The 18138-nt window shown below is 59.8% G+C and carries 5 protein-coding genes; 2 read left to right on the top strand and 3 right to left on the bottom strand.

Annotated features, from left to right (window positions below):
- Positions 1 to 192 precede the first annotated feature (192 nt).
- The gene (locus KGB29_RS12565) at positions 193 to 2232 is read right to left on the bottom strand and encodes an FAD-dependent oxidoreductase (protein ID WP_090456692.1); all 2040 of its coding nucleotides are present in this window, start codon (positions 2230 to 2232) and stop codon (positions 193 to 195) included.
- Positions 2233 to 2504: 272 nt separating this feature from the next.
- Between KGB29_RS12565 and KGB29_RS12560 the strand changes: the two genes are divergently transcribed.
- Entirely contained in the window at positions 2505 to 3020 is a 516-nt protein-coding gene (locus KGB29_RS12560) for a hypothetical protein (protein ID WP_150812579.1), read from the top strand.
- Between the two features lie 44 nt (positions 3021 to 3064).
- Complete coding sequence (locus tag KGB29_RS12555; RefSeq protein ID WP_150812578.1) at positions 3065 to 5734, top strand: autotransporter outer membrane beta-barrel domain-containing protein; 2670 nt, start codon at positions 3065 to 3067, stop codon at positions 5732 to 5734.
- Between the two features lie 456 nt (positions 5735 to 6190).
- Here the strand turns inward: KGB29_RS12555 and KGB29_RS12550 are convergent, their stop codons facing one another.
- Both KGB29_RS12550 and KGB29_RS12545 read right to left on the bottom strand, forming a co-directional pair.
- Positions 6191 to 6901 carry a hypothetical protein gene (locus KGB29_RS12550; protein ID WP_317849204.1) on the bottom strand — a complete coding sequence of 237 codons (711 nt, stop codon included), beginning with the start codon at positions 6899 to 6901 and terminating at the stop codon, positions 6191 to 6193.
- Between the two features lie 50 nt (positions 6902 to 6951).
- Positions 6952 to 17514 (bottom strand): peroxidase family protein, encoded by a 10563-nt coding sequence (locus KGB29_RS12545; RefSeq protein ID WP_218543919.1) that lies wholly within the window; start codon positions 17512 to 17514, stop codon positions 6952 to 6954.
- Between the last annotated feature and the right edge of the window lie 624 nt (positions 17515 to 18138).

Below are 18138 nucleotides of genomic sequence, written 5' to 3'. Positions count from 1 at the left end.
GCCTGGGGTAACCAGGTGGAGGGTGGGAGAAGCATTGGCGCCTGATTGAGCTAAAAAAAGAAATTACATTCTAGTCGCTCAAAGGCAGCCATCGCGAGCAAGCTCGCTCCCACCTTCGATCTGCTGAACGACACAGATTCAGTGTGGGAGCGAGATTGCTCGCGATGGCCGTTGGCACGCTTGACCGGTATGTTACAACTGCGCCGCCAACCGCGACCCCTGATTAATCGCCCGCTTGGCATCCAGCTCTGCCGCGACATCCGCGCCGCCGATCAGGTGCACGCTCTGCCCCGCCGCCGCCAGGCCTTCATGCAACTCGCGCAGCGGATCCTGCCCGGCGCAAATCACGATGTTGTCCACTGGCAGCACCTGAGCTTCGCCGGTTTCGCCGATGCGGATGTGCAGGCCTTCGTCGTCGATCTTCAGGTATTCAACGCTGTTGAGCATCTGCACCTGTTTGTTCTTAAGGCCCGTGCGATGAATCCAGCCGGTGGTCTTGCCCAGACCGTCGCCGACCTTGGACGTCTTGCGTTGCAGCAGGAACACCTCGCGGGCCGGCGCATGGGGCGCGGCCTTGATACCGGCGACACCGCCGCGCGCTTCAAGGTGTGTATCGATGCCCCATTCCTTCCAGAACGCGGCGCGATCCTGACTGGTGGCGACGCCTTCATGCACAAGGAACTCGGAAACGTCGAAACCGATACCACCGGCACCAATCACCGCGACGCGCTTGCCGACCGGTTTGCGCTCCAGGATCACGTCCAGGTAGCTCAGCACCTTGGCGTTTTCCACCCCTGGAATGGCCGGCACACGCGGCGCAATGCCGGTGGCCAGAATGATCTCGTCGTAGCCACCCTCGACCAGTCCGGCCACGTCGACGCGGGTGTTCAGGCACACCTCGACGTTGGTGGTCTGCAACTTGCGGTTGAAGTAGCGAATCGTTTCGTAGAACTCTTCCTTGCCTGGAACGCGCTTGGCAATATTGAACTGACCGCCGATTTCGCTGGCCGAATCGAACAGCGTCACCTGATGACCACGCTCGGCGGCCACGGTCGCGGCGGACAGACCGGCAGGGCCGGCACCGACCACGGCGATTTTCTTCAGTTGCTGCACGGGCAGATAGTTGAGCTCGGTTTCGTGGCAGGCACGCGGGTTCACCAGGCAACTGGTCAGCTTGCCGCCGAAAGTGTGGTCGAGGCAGGCCTGGTTGCAACCGATGCAGGTGTTGATCTCATCGGCGCGACCTTCAGCGGCTTTGTTGACGAAATCCGGGTCGGCGAGGAACGGCCGCGCCATGGACACCATGTCGGCATCGCCCTCGGCCAGGATCTGCTCGGCGACTTCCGGGGTGTTGATACGGTTGGTGGTGATCAGCGGAATATTGACCGAACCCCGCAACTTGGCCGTAACCTTGCTGAACGCCGCGCGCGGCACTTTGGTGGCAATGGTCGGAATTCGCGCTTCGTGCCAGCCGATACCGGTGTTGATGATGGTCGCGCCGGCCTGCTCGATGGCCTTGGCCAGTTGAACGATCTCTTCCCAGGTGCTGCCGCCTTCAACCAGGTCGAGCATCGACAGACGGAAAATGATGATGAAGTTCGGGCCTACCGCTTCACGCACGCGACGAACGATCTCCACCGGCAGGCGCATGCGGTTTTCATAGCTGCCACCCCAGCGGTCGGTACGGTGGTTGGTGTGGGCGGCGAGGAACTGGTTAATGAAATAACCTTCGGAACCCATGATTTCCACGCCGTCGTACTCGGCGGTTTGCGCCAGTACCGAGCAGGTGACGAAATCGCTGATCTGCTTCTCGATGCCTTCCTCGTCCAGCTCCCTGGGCTTGAACGGGTTGATCGGTGCCTGGATCGCACTTGGCGCAACCTGTTTCGGGCTGTAGGCATAACGACCGGCATGGAGGATCTGCATGCAGATCTTGCCGCCCGCGTCATGCACGGCACGGGTGACGATACGGTGCTTGAGCGCTTCTTCTTCGGTCGTCAGCTTGGCCGCGCCGGAATACACGCCACCCTCGTCATTCGGGCCGATACCGCCGGTGACCATCAGGCCGACACCGCCACGGGCACGCTCGGCAAAGTACGCCGCCATGCGCTCGAAGCCACCCGGTTTCTCTTCAAGGCCAGTGTGCATCGACCCCATCAGGGTGCGATTGCGCAGCGTGGTGAACCCCAGGTCCAGCGGAGCCAACAGGTGCGGGTATTGAGCGGCGGTCATCGGTAACTCCACATCGAGCGATCACGGAAAGTGCGGGAGCTCTGCGGCCCCCATCAGTCATGTTCGACAGACTAAGAGTCGTGCCGCCATCCCTCAATGACCGTAAATGACAACTTATTGATCGAAATGAGCAGCGACATTGAGCTAACGAGAATGACTCAAAACAAAAACGACCTGCGGTCATGAGTTTTCACTTCGATTGGAATTATTTGCATTAAGAATGGAATCAGCCAGCCATAGCCAGCCGTGTCGCGGGAACGTTAAAAACCAGCATGGACGCCGTGTGTGAAATGTTTTATGTCGTGATGTCGGGCCATTGCCAGAGGAGTTTTCGCGGTGCGGCGCTGAATGGCGGCACTCTGAAGCACACCTCCAGCTGGGCTACACGCTTGGCCGTGGCCAGACCTGAACCGCAATTCATGTACGACGCACTTGTAGAAGCATTTGTTTTTTGGGTGACGCGAGCACGTAATCCGACAACACAAAACCAAAAAGTAAAAACAACGCAACCTTTGACACGATATATTCCAGAAAAAAAATTTAAACTAACTGGAAGACAATATAACCACCCACTTATGGCGAAAAAACAGGAATTGTCTTACTCATACCCAGCAGAGGTATTAAATCGAAGAGCGGAACTCATCCGTTTTTCCCAGCTCAGCGTTGTGGATTTTAACTTTCTATTCGCCTGCAACACCCTGCCGAGGTCCTGGGCAATCGACGAAAGGACCACAAGCCCATTTCCTTGTAGATATCGTATTGATGGTCTAGATATAACTACAAAATAAAACCCCCAAACAATATCAGAATGACATCAAATAAGAGGGATCTTATGCACCTTGCGCTGCGTGCAGGAAAAAATGGACTTCTTCAAGTGGGGGCGTTGTCGCTTTTAAGTCTGGCAGTACAACAGGCGCAAGCGGCTTGCGTACTCACTCCCGGCCCCGGCGTCGATGCGTATGTCTGCGACAGTGGCAGCAGCCCTGTCGGCCTGACCGACCTGCTGGGCAACAACATCCTGACCCTCCCGATTGACGGCACCGGTACCATCAACGGCTACATTGTTACCGGGGCTGGCACCGACCTCGTCGACATGAACTCCGGACGAATCGTCGGCAGCGTCACTCAGGGTGATGGCGCCGATCGCTTCCGTATCAGTGCCGGTGCGGTCACGGGTGCGGTTTCCCAAGGCAATGGCATCGATGACTTTGTGATGAGTGGCGGGCAGATCCAGTCTCTGGCCCAAGGCGACGGCCGCGACACCTTCCTGATGACCGGCGGCACCATCGTCGGCGCCTTTGAAGATGGCGACGTGGCGCAGCAAACCAGCGGCACCATCGGCCGCGTCGACATGAAACTGGACAACAACATCTATGACATGTCCGGCGGCTCGATCCTTGGCAACCTCGTCACCGGATTTGGTACCGACTGGATTATCGTCACCGGGGGTACGATTGGCGGCAATATCAGTGTCAGCGGCGGCGACGACCGCATCACTGTCAGCGGCGGCGTGATAAACGGCGAGATCCGCGCCAGCCTCGGCAACGACACCTTCAACTGGCTCAATGGCGGCCAGATCAAGTCCGCCGTGCTGATGGGTGATGGTAACGATACCGCGCTGCTCAGCGGCCTGACCGAAAGCCTGTTGAGCGCCACCCCATCGATCGACGGCGGCCTGGGCAATGATCAATTGACCTTCGACAACACCACTTCCAATACGGCCTCCCGCTACATCGGTTGGGAAGCCGTCAACCTCAACAACAATTCGCACTTCGACCTGGCTGGCGACTTTTTCCTCGGCGACAGCGCCAGTAATACCGGCACGGCTTCCATCGACAACACCAGCGTGCTGGCGGTGACCCAAGGCAGTATCCGACCCTACACCGCCGGCCAGCGGGCGACCCTCATCAACGCCGGCACCATCGACATGACCACCGGCAGCAACAGCGCCGCGGACTCGCTGACGGTGTACGGCAACTACGTCGGCAACAACGGCCAGCTGTGGCTGCAAACCGTGCTCGGCGACGACACTTCCGCCACTGACAAACTGGTGGTCTCCGACGGCACCATCAGCGGCAATACCCAATTGGCGGTGACCAATCTCAGTGGCCTGGGCGGCCTGACGCAAAACAACGGGATCGAAGTGGTGCAGGCGCTCAACGGCGCAGTCAGCACTACCGATGCCTTTGCCCTGAAAGGCTCGGTTTCTGCCGGGGCCTATGAGTACTATCTGTTCAAGGGGGGTGTAACGGCAGGCTCGGAAAACAACTGGTACCTGCGCTCGTCAGTGGCAGCGGTACAACCGCCGGTGGTACCACCGCCGACACCGGTGCCGCAGGTAGTGGTGCCGGTACCACCGATTCCACCGACACCGCCAGTGGTTGCGCCCGATGAACCGCCCGTGGAGCCGCCAACTTCAAGGCCCGTTGCTCCGGTCGAACCCACTGCACCTCCGCTCAACCAAATCCCGGCCGAAACCTCTCCGGAACCTGCTGTCAGTACCCCGCCATTACCGACAGCGGTGGCAGGTGCCGATCCTATTCCACTGTACCGCCTGGAGGTGCCCGTGTATTCGGTGGTGGTGCCAGCCGCGCAGTTGATGACTTTGCAAGCGTTGGGCACCTTCCACGACCGCCAGGGCGAACAAAGCCTGTTGAGCGAAACCGGTGCCGTCCCGGCCGGTTGGGGTCGTGCCTATGGCCGCGATTTCAACAAGAGCTGGACCGGCACCGTGTCCCCCAGCTTCGACGGTTCTACCAAGGGCTATCAAGTGGGCCATGACCTGTATGCCTCCGAAACCAGCGGCGGGCAGATCCAACGCTTCGGCCTGTTCGTCGGCCAGAGCCGCTTGCAGGGCGATGTCAAAGGTTTCGCCGAGGGCTTCCAGGACCGTCGTTCGGGGCGGGTCGAACTCGACGGCGACAACTTCGGCGCCTATTGGACCCTCACCGATCCAACCGTGGGCTGGTACGTTGACCTCGTGGCCATGGGCACGCGCCTGGATGGCGATAACAAATCCGACCGTGGGGTGAAGATGGACAGCAAGGGCCATGCATTGGCGTTGTCCGCCGAAGCCGGCTATCCGATTGCAATTTCCGAGCACTGGGTGGTGGAGCCACAAGTCCAGGTGATCAACCAGCAGATCGATATGGACAGCCAGAACGACGGTATTTCCAAGGTCTCGTTCGACTCCCAGGACTACTGGACCGGTCGCCTCGGTGCACGCCTGAAAGGGCGCTACCTGGTACAGAATACGCCCATCGAGCCCTACGTCCGGGCGAGCGCCTGGCGCACCTTTGGCGGCAGTGACACCGTGACCTATGATGACGTGGACCGGATCAAGAGTGATCACAAATCGTCCTCTGCCGATCTCGGAGTGGGTGTGGTGGCGCGGTTATCGTCAACGGTCAGCGTGTACCTGGCGGCGGATTACAACACCAATCTGGACACCAATGCCCTGGAAGGCGTGAGTGGCAATGCGGGAGTGAGGGTGAGTTGGTAAGCGAGGCCGCTCGTATGGTTATCACACCCATTACGGCCGTTCTGTAAATAAAGAATGGTGCCCTGCAGACTGTCTGAAAACCGATCAACAAGGGTGATGCTCAACGAAGATGCTCTGTATCGAAAGATAGGGAGCATCTGCATCCAGGAAGGAGTAGCGCCAACATCATCAGGAACCCGAACGCAATCAGCAACGGATAAGCCATCAACAGAATCAATGGCTGTTATACATCCCACAACTCGCGCAATAGCGAGCAGCTCTCATCCAGAGCAAACTCCAACTGCGGATTTCACGGTGATCCAGCCACCCTTTCAGATAGACGACAACGCAGGATTAACTGAAGCAATCAAAACATTAACCAAGTCAATTAATCGTCAGCGAATAAAACTGCACCCGGTCAAAGCACATCGTATGGCGAACACCTTGAAACGGCACATCCGCTAATTGTGGTCATGCTCAAAACCCGAAGTAAACAAATGCCATAGCTGCCGCCATACCCCATGCGACCAACGCCATTACCGTTGAATTGTGGGTTGACCAGGATTCGTCCAATCGCTGTAAGCCGAACTTCGAAAAGCCAGCCTCGTCATAACAGCAATGCATGATCGCCCGGTAGGTATATCGCAGGCCGGCCAACAGAAACAGGGTAATCAGACCAAGGACAAGTCCATGCCTGATAGTTGGTTTAACCCATTCCACAAGGTGATCCTGTTCGCAAGCAACGCTGTCGACTTCCACAAGGGTTATTTGCTGAAAGTCCGTCGAAGACCGCTTTTGGCCAATCTGGATCAGCGCCTGTTGCTCCAGATCCAGCGCCTGATACTTCCAGAGCGTTGATGACCCTTCTCGGCAGAACGTAAACGCAGCAGGACTTGAGATGGCGATAATACAAGCGTCGTTGATGTGCAGTTTTTTCAGCGTTTCCGTGGCTGACCTGGTGAAATCCAGGTCGAACACCGGATTAACGCCGGTTGCAGAAGCCGCAACCGAAACCAATAGGCTGCTCAAGAGGCAGATGGCTGAAGTGTTCAAGGCCGGGTTTCCTTTTTGCATTGTTTCTTTGATTTCGCAGTTCGGTTCCAACCTGCTTTGATGAGTCCCAGTACGCTGCTGGCACCCCGATAGCTGATGGGCAATTGAATGGAAGGAGAAAGGGAGGGCATCCATTGCCCTCCCCTCCGCTGTCCACACTCCCTGCGACAGTACTGACCAGGACCTCAAGTGGCCAGAATGAAGTCCGTCTGATCAACGGTCGCACTGCTGACACCCACTAGGCGGATGGAGTCCACCCCGATTCCAACCACTGTGTCCGCCCCGTCTGCCGTTATGGTCAGGCTGGGAGCGAACGTCGCGCTGGTGATCCCCAGCCCCGTGAGATTGAGCAAGTCCTGCTCTGCGGCCAAATTGGCTCCGAAGTTCAGGATCGTATCGTTGCCGAAACCCGCGGCAGCAAACACGAAAGTATCGTTACCGAAGCCGCCACTCATCACGTCGTTACCGCCACCGCCGATGAGCACGTCGTTACCCGCACCACCCACGATATTATTGCCGAGCGCGTTGCCAGTGCCCGCGAAGTTGCCGCTGCCGCCGAAAAACAGATTTTCGACGTTGGCACCCAGGGTGTAGCTCGCGAGCGAGGTCCAGACGGTGTCGTTGCCGCCACCGACGTTCTCGCCTACCACGTCCCCGAGGTCGGTGACTTCGTAGACATCGTTACCAGCACCGCCGGCCATCGTGTCGGCACCTGCGCCACCGATGAGGACGTCGTTACCCGCACCGCCCGCGAGCGTGTTGGCCAGCTCGTTGCCGGAGCCCGCAAAGTTGCCGCTGCCGCCGAAAAACATATTCTCGACGTTGGCACCCAGGCTGTAGCTCGCGAGCGAGGTCCAGACCGTGTCGCTGCCGGCACCGGCGAGCTCGATCACCACGTCCCCAAGGTCGGTGGCTTCGTAGATATCGCTGCCAGCACCGCCGGCCATCGTGTCGGCACCTGCGCCACCGATGAGGACGTCGTTACCAGCACCGCCCGCGATCGTATTGCCGAGCACGTTACCGGTGCCCGCGAAGTTGCCGCTGCCGCCGAAAAACAGATTCTCGACGTTGGCGCCCAGGGTGTAGCTCGCGAGCGAGGTCCAGACCGTGTCGTTGCCGGCACCGGCGAACTCGATCACCTGGTCCCCAAGGTCGGTGACTTCGTAGATATCGTTGCCGCCACCGCCGACCATCGTGTCGGCACCTCCGGCACCGATGAGGACGTCGTTACCCGCGCCACCCAGGATATTATTGCCGAGCACGTTACCGGTACCCGCGAAGTTGCCGCTGCCGCCGAAAAACAGACTCTCGACGTTGGCAGTCAGGGTGTAGCTCGCGAGCGAGGTCCAGACCTCGTCGCTGCCGCCACCGGCGAGCTCGGTCACCACGTCCCCAAAGTCGGTGACTTCGTAGACATCGTTGCCATCACCGCCGGCCATCGTGTCGGCACCGACGCCGCCGATGAGAACGTCATTGCCCGCGTCACCATTGAGGAGGTCGTTGCCGCCCAAGCCGTTCAGGATGTCGTTGCCAGCACCTCCGCTGGCAATGTCGTCGCCTGACGTGCCGGTCCATATGTCGACACCGGCAGTACCGACAAACACTTCACCGGCGGCCACCGGGGCCGTAGCGTCGGACGCAATGCTTTCGGCCACACCGAAGTCATCCACGTAACTGACCACCACGCGCACCTGATCGCCGACCTGAGCCAGGCCAAGCGTGAACGTGCTGGCGGTGGCTCCGACGATGTCGACGAAGGTGACCCCGTTGGTCTCCTGCCACTGGAAGGTGAACTGCGCATTGCTGAGGCCATCGACGTCGATGATGGACGACGTGTCGGCGGTCAACACCTGGTCCGGAAACGCAAACCCGAGGATGGTCGGCCCTGCGGTCGGTGCGTTGTTCGCCGACGAGTCGACGATCTCCAGCGTACTGCTGCCATCCTGATACACCGCCCGAACGCGCAGGTTCAGACCGGCGACATCATCCGCCACCAGGTAGGTGGCGCCGGTTACCCGCGATGCCTCGCCGGCGGCGAGAACGGTGATGTCTTCAAAGATGCCCGAACCGGCAATGGTTTCGGCCTGCCAGTAGTAAGACACGGGACCGGTAACCGCGCCGGTCGGATTGGCCGCACTGACGCTGTTCGCGTCGCGTATCGACTGGCTGCTGACGCGCAGCAGCTGGCCAGCGACAGGCGAATCGATACGCGCACCGGTGGTAGCATCGAGGATCGCCAGACGCCCCACAGGAGCGCTGTTCGAGACGGTGCCAACACCGGAGGCCTGCGCCTGGTCAGCGAACTGCAGGCGCTCGATGCCCGTCAGGCGATCGACGCCATCACGCCCTGCAACCAGGTCGGTCACAATGACAGTGTTGCCTTCGACAGCGACGGTGTACTCCGACGCATTGCCTGAGTACAGCGCGGTGTCGAAATTGTCAGTGCCGGTCAGGATCTCCCGCACGATGACCAGTTGGCCCGGGTTGTAAGTACCGTTCAACATCGCCTGGACCATCGGCTCCATGCTGTCGAAGGTGGCGATTTCCGCGCCAGTGCCATCAGCGTTTGCCCGTACGCTGATGCGTACGTTCAGCCACTTGTCACCGTCGATGATGTCGTCACCACCGCGACCTTCAATGAGATCGCTGCCGCTGCCACCGAGGATGATGTTGCCACCGTCGAAGAACGTAGCTCCAGCTGGCAGCAGACCCGCCAGGCCGTTGATCAGGCTGATGTTGGTCAGCACACTGCCGGTTGCACCCGCGGTGGGTAGCGATGTCGCATCTTCGTTATCACCGCGCAGGAAGTCACCATGGGACGAACCCGACAGACCTTCCATGATGTCGAAGCGCACCAGCGCCGAAGCTCCTGAACCCGGCATCGGTGGCACATCGAAGAAGCGGTCGGTGTAATCAACGCTCACACCTTGGGCCAGCCCCTTGAAGGTCGCCCAGTCATAGCCCGAGCCGCCGATATAGCGGTCACCGAAGCCGAGACTGCCGACCATGATGTCGTCACCGCCTTCGCCGTTGAACTTATCGTTCTCGTTACCGCCGACGAATACATCGTGGCCAATGACCGGGTCGTTGCCGAGCGGATCGAAGTTGTCGCCAGGCGCACCGTCCGAAGTGCCCTTCTCGATCCAGTCGTCGCCTTCGTTACCCATGTCCTGTTCGTTGGCCTTGCTGCCCAGGATGAAGTCGTTGCCCTGGCCACCAATGGCCTCGGAGGCGTCCTCACCGGTAATGATGAAGTCACTGCCGAACCCGCCAATGATCAAGTTGACGCCGTTGCCTCCGTGCAGCACGTCGTTGCCGTCGCCACCCTGGAGGTTATCGTCGCCGCCGGTGTCGGTGATGATGTCGTCGCCGTCGCCACCGCGCAGCTGGTCGTTGCCGTCACCGCCGTCGATACGATCGTTGCCATCATCACCCCAGACCGTGTCATCGCCTTCACTGGAGATGAGGATGTCTGCGTTGTCGGTGCCGCCCAGCACGATGTGCTCGTCACCCGTGTACCTGATGTAGTCGCTGTCCAGTCCTACGGTCAGCGGGTTGTCGCGGAACACCACCTGCTCGCCGTTCGGACCGAGCGGATCGGCGGACAGCAGGCCTTCGTTGAATTGCCTGCCCTGGTCCACTTCCAGATAGAACCCCGGATCCGTGAACACCACGCCCGGCAAGTGCGTGATCGACGTGTTGGCCATGATCAGCTTGGCGAACGAGTTGCTTTCAAGTTCCGCATTCATCGACAGGCCAGCGGTACGCTCCAGGTAGTAGAAGCGGTCGCCGTCCTGCAGTTTTTCCAGCTGGTTTTCGAACACGAAGTTGAAGGTCGAGCCGAGCATGCCGCCGAACGGAGTTTTCTGTTCGGCCAGGCCGCCGATCCAGAGGTCGATGGCATCGACGCCCGTGACTGTCACACCCGTTACGTTGGCCCAGGTACCGGTGCTATTGAGGAAGTCCAGGCGGTCAGCCGGCGAACTCGCACCCTCATCGAACACCAGGGCCATGGCTGCAGCCCGTTTGCCTGCCAGCGTGCTCGCCTCCGTGATCGTGTCATGCGTGCCATAGGCTGCGATGAAGTTGATCAACGACTCCGGATGCTTGAGGTGCTGCACCAGATCGACCCAGCTGGTGTACGGCTTGAGTTGGGTATCACCGGTTTGGCTGTAGATGTCGCGGCGGATCGCATTGAGTGAGGGAATCCCCACATCGCGGCCACGGGCGATGTTGATCGCCGGCAGGTCGAGCGGCAGGCCGAGCAGGTTATTGCGCAGCGCCTCGGTGACGAACTCGTCGATTTCGTTACCGGCTTGCCGAGTCACCCCACGTATGATCGCACTGGTCGCATCCTCTGGCGACACGCCACTGGCGACGTACGCCAACGGGTTGAGGAACGCTGCGATCAAGCCCAGTTGCTGATCGGGATTAGCGTTGGCCGGATCGCCCACCACGTTGTAATTGATGTCGAAGCGATCGACGGTCTCGGTCAGCATCGAGTGGCCAAACCGGTACACGGTGTGAGCGAACTCGGCGACGATCGAGGCATCGAGGTCGACGTCATAGACCTGGGTCGGTGCGAAGAACAGGTCGATGTTGGGCTGGATGGTCCGGGCAAACTCCTCGAACACCAGATGCTGATACTGCATCTCGGTGCCGAACTTGGCCGCCTGGAACAAGCGCTCGCCATTCCACTGCAGCGCATCGAACTCGGCCTGGTTGGTTGGCAATGCGGTCACCGGCGTGAGCAGCCACTCGTTTAGGAAAGCCACGTCACCCGAATCGAGCACGGTGTCCTTGGTTTGCTGGACCAGGCGATTGTGCTCGGAGTGGAAGATCGCATGCACCGCGGTCAGGCCGATGTTTTCGTTGACCCGGCCGTCGCCGGCGATGTAGTGAGCGTCCAACAGTTCGTTGTCGTAGAAGCCCGCCGCAGGTGTATCACCAACGATATCGCCATCATCGGGCTGGAGTGCTGCGCCGGTCTGGCCGTCCACCGGAACGGCGTTGTGCGCGATGTCGTTGAGGAAGGCATGGCCGGTGCGCACCGCATTCGCGAGGCTTATCGGACTGGCCGGATTGCCTTCGACAAGGGTAGTGACGTCGTCGGCGTTGCCGGCAATGCCGTCCGGCCCGTTGTTGACTCGAATGACAACCTGCGGGAAGCCGCTCGGCCCCTTGATGAAATTGCCGTAGGCGTCGGTCGCCAGCAATGGCACGTTGTCGAAATCGGCGTCAGTGAGATCGATACCGAGAATGTCGCGTGCCTGCGCCTTGACCACCTTCCAGGTGGCCATGCCGCCGATCTCGAGGTCGTCGGTCGTGCCGAACACGCCATCGACGCCCAGATCACGATTGGTGATCAACTTGCCGGTGGCCACCGGATCGCCAGCTGCATTGAGCTCATAGGCACGCAGGAACACCTGGTGCGACGGGTGCGAGCTATAGGTCTGGTTCTGGTCCACGAACGGCGAGGTGGTGTTGGTGTGCTCATGGATGTCGTCGCCCGTGCCGAGAATGCCATCCGCCCCTGGCAGGTTGGTCGCGCGGCTCAGCACCATGAAATTGGCACTGCCGCCTGGCACAAACAACGGATCGTCCTCTTTCAGCGGGATGAAGATGGTGCCCGAACCGCCTTTGGTGACCAGGTCCAGGCCATGATCGAAGAACTGCCCGAAGAAGGTCATCCAGGCGTTGAACGGCGCGGACAACCCCGCGTCCGCCGTGGTGTTCTCGAAAAAGTACACATCGTGATCATCACCAGTACCGAACTGACCATCCAGCCCGGGGCTGGCGACTATCCGTACGCCATCCTTCAGCACGTCGTCATTATCCGGCAAGCCGAAGTTGAGTACACCGTCCACGCCCGGGTCGAAAGCCGTGGCATAGGCCGCCGGGTTGTTCGACGTCTGGTCGACGATCAGGTTACTGATGGTGCGCGGCTGCGAGTCAAACACATTGCCGCTGTTCTGCGCATACGACGATCCAGGGATAGCCGGCGAGCCGGGGCCGAAGAAGTCGGCAGGAACACCTTCGGCCGGATTGAAGACCGGATCGGTCAAGCGCGGAAAGACGTTGTCGGCGGCACCAAACTCGGTGTTGTTAATGCCGTTGAGGTTCATCAGGTTGTTATTTGACCCGTCGACCGTACGCAGGCCCAGCGGCGCGCGGATATTCGGGATCAGCGAGAGGATGTCCTGACCGGCTGCATCAGCTTCGGCAATCTTGATCTGGTCAAGAATGAAGTTGAGGTCGGAGCGGACCATGTGAAGGCCGGCACCACCCGCGGTGGCATCGACTACAGGTACCTGCGGTGTTGGCGTGACCGGTGCACCGGCAACGATGGCAGCCGTCGGCGTGGAGAACAAGATCTCCGTGGTGCCGTGACCGTCCTGATAGATCGCCTTGACCCGCAACGACAACCCGGCGAGGTCAGGTGATACCTTGAACGCGGTACCATCGGCGCTTTGGAACGCCAGGTCGCCAGCCGGCAACAGAATGATGTCCTCAAATACGCCAGTGCCTGGATCGGCCTCGAACTGCCAGATGTAGGACACCGAGGAGTTGGTGATCAACCCCTGCGGATTACCCGCCGCGATGTTGTCGTCATCTCTCACCCCGGCCACGCTGACAGTCAGTAAATCGCCCACGGTGATCGCGCCGCCGTTGCCATCCGCGATAGTCGGACTGCCATCCGGTTGGGCATTCTCCCCCTCCACCAGCACTAGCTGGTTATCGGCGAATTGCAGGCGTTCGATATGCAGCAGGGTATCGGTGCCGTCGCGACCCGCGACGCTATCTATCACTGTATAAACATCGTCCGCCAAATCCTCCGTGCCGCGGTCGTCAACAATAACCGTATACTCGTCCTGAATCCCGGAGTAGATGGCGGTGTCGAAGGCCGCCCCGCCCGTCGAGGTGCCGGGCATGACTTCCCGCACAGCTTTGAGCTGACCCGGGTTATAGGTGCGATCCAGCATGAACGGGATCATATCGACCATGCTGTCGAAGGAGGCGATTTCGGGGCCGGTATGGTTGACATCACCAGGGGCATACACGGCAATCCGGACGTTGATCCATTTGTCGCCATCGATCAGGTCATCGCCACCGCGCCCCTCGATCAGGTCGCTGCCATCACCGCCGAGGATGATGTTGCCAGTGGCAAAGCCGGTGGTTGGCAAACCGGCGTCGGCCAGGAACTGGTCCAGTCCGCGGATCAACGCGACATTGGTCAGCGCACTGCCCGTGGTACCACCGTGGTTGATGATAGTGTCGGCATCGACATTATCACCCCTGAGCACATCGCCGAAACTCGAACCGGACAAGCCCTCGACTTCGGCAAAACGGTCGAGAATCGAGGCTGGCGAGGCTCCGACCGGATTGAATATGCCGGCGTTCTGGTTCGGCGTGTTGCCGTGGGGCTGTGCCAGCGCGGCCATGCTCAGGTCAGCGGTCACACCGACCCTGTCATTTTTGTAGGTCACCCAGTCGAAACCGGACATGCCCTCCATCTTGTCCTGGGCATCGCTGCCGACAAAGATGTCATCGCCACCCTCGCCGATCATTTCGTCGAAACCGCCACCACCAATAAAGATGTCGTTGCCAATCACGTCGTCATTGAGCAGTGGTGAGAAGTTATCGCCAGGCGCACCGTCCTGGGTGCCCTTCTCGATCCAGTCGTCACCTTCGTTGCCGGTAGGTGGCAGGTTGGTCTTGGCACCCAGGATGAAGTCGTCACCCTGACCGCCGAAGGTGATACTGATGTCTTCGGTGGTAATGATGAAGTCCTGGCCATCGCCACCCAGGATCAGGTTGCCGCCAACCAGCATGCTACCGGCCACGATCACATCGTTACCGGCATTACCTTCCAGACGGTTGTCACCGAACGAGTCGCTGATGATGTCATCGCCATCGCCACCCAGTACCGCATCGTTCCCGGCACCGCCTTCGAGGCGGTCGTTGCCGGCGTCGCCGTAAAGGGTGTCATCGCCTTCACCGGAAATGATGATGTCATTGCCGGCGGTGCCGCCCATGACGACATGGTCTTCACCGGTGTACTGCAGATAATTGGTGTCCGGCCCCACGGTGTCGGGGTTGTCGCGAATCACCAGCGGCACGACTTCCACGCCGTTAATCATGATACCGCCGGTCGGATCGGCACGGCCGTCCGCGCCAAGGCCGGTGAACTGGGCGGTCTGATCCACCTCAAGGGTAAACGTCGGCGTCAGGAACACGGTGTTCGACAGGTGGGTGACATCGCTGTTGAGCATGATCAGCTTGGCAAAGGAGTTGTTCTCCAACTCGGCGCCGAAGTCCAGGCCCGCGGTACGCGCCAGGTAGTAGAAGCGGTCGCCGTTCTGCAACGCCTCCATCTGGGTTTCAAACACGAAGTTGAACGTCGAGCCAAGCATGCCGCCGAACGGCATCTTCTGTTCGGCCAGGCCCCCGACCCAGAAGTCGATGTCGTCGACGCCGGTAGTGGTGACGCCATTGACCATGGCGTAGATGCCCGAACTGTTAAGGAATGCCACGCGATCCGCTAAATCGGCGGTAAAGGTACGCTCATTGGCCGTGCCGGCATTGATCACCGCGCTGCCGCCAAACACCAGGGCAACAGCGACCGCACGCATCTCGACCATCGTATCCACATCGGCTGCCGTCAATGCCCCGTGGGTACCGAAGGCCGCGATGAAGTTGACCAACGACTCGGGGTGCTTGAGGTGTTCCGCCAGGTCAGCCCAACTGATGTACGGCCTGAGTTGGCTGTCGCCGGTTGAGGCGTAGAACTCTCGGCGTGCCTCATTCAAGGTGGGGATGCCCGTGTCGCGACCACGCGCCAGGTTCAGGGCAGGTAAATCGAGCGGCAGGCCGAGCAGGTTGTTGCGCAACGCTTCGGTGACGAACTCATCGATCTCGTTGCCGACCTGGCGGGTCACACCGCGAATGATCGCCCCTGCCGCTTCGTCTGGAGTCGCCCCGCTGCCGGCGAACGCCAGCGGGTTGAGGAAGGCCGCGATCAGACCCAGTTGCGAGCCCGGGTCGGCCGGATTGAGGAGCGGATTGAACTCGGGGTCAAAGCGATCGACGGTCTCGGTCAACATCGAGTGACCGAAGCGGTACACCACATGGGCGAACTCGGCGAGGATTGCCGGGTTGATCGAGGTGTCATACCCGCTGGGCGCAAGGAATTCGTCGACCTGCGGCTGAATGGTCCGCGCAAACTCCTCGAACACCAGGTGCTGGTACTGCATCTCTGTGCCGAACTTGGCGGCCTGGAACAGGCGTTCGCCGTCCCACACCAGCGCCGCGATTTCGGCGGGTGTAGTCGGTATCGCGGCCACGTCGTCTACCAGCCACTCATTGAGGAAGGCCAGATCGCCGGCGGCAATGATGGTGTCCTTCGATTGCTGAACCAGACGGTTGTGCTCGGAGTGGAACACATGGTGCACGGTGGTCAGGCCAATGTTCTCGTTGACCCGGCCGTCGCCGGCGATGTAGTGCGCATCCAGCAACTCGTTGTCGTAGGTGCCGAGCGCTTGCGGGCTGCCGCCAACGACGTTGTCCGTGTCAGCCGTCAGCCCAGCGGTCGGATTGGCATTGTGGGCGATGTCGTCAAGGAAGCCATGCCCGGTGCTCACGGCGTTGGCCAGACTGATCGGAGCAGCCCGGTTGCCTTCGACCAGTTGAGTGACGTCATCAGTTGTCCCGGCGATGCCGTCAGCACCGTTACCGATGCGAATCACCACCTGCGGCATGCCGCTCGGCCCGCGGATGAAGTTGCCATAGTCATCGGTTGCCAGCAGCGGCACGCTGTGTACATCGGCGTCAGTCAGGTCAATGCCGAGCATGTCACGGGCCTGCGCCTTGACCACTGCCCAGGTCGCCATGCCGCCATTTTCGCCGCCGGTAATCAAGCGTCCCGTTGCAACAGGATCACCTGCGGCGTTGAGGACGTACTCACGCAGGAACACCTGGTGCGACGGGTGCGAACTGTAGGTCTGGCTCTGGTCCACGAACGGCGAGGTGGTGTTGGTCTGGCCATCATCGGTCGTGCCCACTACTCCGTCCGCGCCGGCGGTACGCACCGCACGTGGCAGCACCATGAAGTTGGGGCCACCCAGTACGAACAACGGATCGTCCGGCTGCAGCGGAATAAATACGAAGTCGGTAGCGCTCTTGGTGACCAGGTCAAGACCGTGGTCGAAGAACTGACCGAAGAAGGTCATCCACGAGTTGAAGCTGGCGGTCAGGCCGACGTCCGGCGATACGTTGGGCATGAAGAACACTGGCTTGTCATCGGTCGTGCCGAACACGCCATCCAGCCCGGGGCTGGTGACTACCTGTACGCCATCCTTGAGTACGTCGTCATTACCCGGCAAGCCGAAGTTGAGCACACCGTCCGGACCCGGATCGAAGGCTGAGGCATAGGCCGCCGGGTTGTTGGCGGTCTGGTCGACGATCAGGTTACTGATAATCCGTGGTTGCGGGTCGATCACCGTCCCTGTTCCGGCGTACTGCGCCGATAGAAAGGAAGGATCGAGCAGGCGTGGGAAGTCAGCGTCCGCGGCGCCAAAATCACTCTGGCCGGTGACCAGGTTATTGAAGCTGCCATCGACGGTACGCAGGCCGAACGGCACCTGGGTATTGGGAAGCAAATCAATGAGGCTGGTGCCGGCGGCATTCGCCTCGGCGATAAAGATTTGCTTGAGGATGAATTCCAGGTCCGACTTGCTGAAATTGGCCATTTTGGATTGCCCTCGATCTGTCTGGTTAAAGGCGCGGGACGAGAAAATCCTCCCGCGCCAAGTCAAGTGATGGCTTGCGCAGTTTGTTGGTTATGTTTTTTTGCGAGAGCTGGCGTTACCCGGGACCCGGGATTCGCGCCTGGAATTCGCGATATGAATTGCTCGCCGGGCGATCAGGCAGAGCGGATTCGAGCCCTGGGCGGGCCATGGAATCTGGAAGTGAAGGCGAACGTCCTGGACAGCCCCTTCCCTCTGCAAAAGCACGAAATGATCGACATAATTCTGCTCCTCTCCGGGAAATCACCGCGCCTTGCGTTGCCAAAGCGATGGCAAGCTTCAGGCGGGCGGCCCCCCCGATAACTAAGACTAAAGTTCCATAACAAATTTTTGTCAATATTACGTCGCTAAAACAGACGACTGGTGTTTGGGCCTCACAACTAGCTGTTTTTAAAAGACATATAGTCTGTTGAGTGCAGGTATAGAGCGAAATGTTATTTCGATTTGCTTCTCCGCCACCTACGCTGCTGCATAAGGGAGCAACGCAGCGATTTCGGAAGACCCGCCATCCATAGAGCGACCAGCCTGCGTGTCCATAAGCTGTTGACGGGACTACATTTACTGTTA

The sequence above is a fragment of the Pseudomonas sp. BF-B-30 genome (genome assembly GCF_019956305.1).
Classification (GTDB): Bacteria; Pseudomonadota; Gammaproteobacteria; order Pseudomonadales; family Pseudomonadaceae; genus Aquipseudomonas; species Aquipseudomonas jessenii.
Note: the sequence above shows the minus strand (reverse complement) of the source record. Positions and strands in the feature narration are given on the sequence as shown.

What these genes read in the sequence shown, in the direction of transcription:
- KGB29_RS12550 (WP_317849204.1), bottom strand. Translation starts at nt 6,901, where the DNA reads ATGGATGCCCTCCCTTTCTCCTTCCATTCAATTGCCCATCAGCTATCG.
- KGB29_RS12555 (WP_150812578.1), top strand. Translation starts at nt 3,065, where the DNA reads ATGCACCTTGCGCTGCGTGCAGGAAAAAATGGACTTCTTCAAGTGGGG.
- KGB29_RS12565 (WP_090456692.1), bottom strand. Translation starts at nt 2,232, where the DNA reads ATGACCGCCGCTCAATACCCGCACCTGTTGGCTCCGCTGGACCTGGGG.
- KGB29_RS12545 (WP_218543919.1), bottom strand. Translation starts at nt 17,514, where the DNA reads ATGGCCAATTTCAGCAAGTCGGACCTGGAATTCATCCTCAAGCAAATC.
- KGB29_RS12560 (WP_150812579.1), top strand. Translation starts at nt 2,505, where the DNA reads ATGGACGCCGTGTGTGAAATGTTTTATGTCGTGATGTCGGGCCATTGC.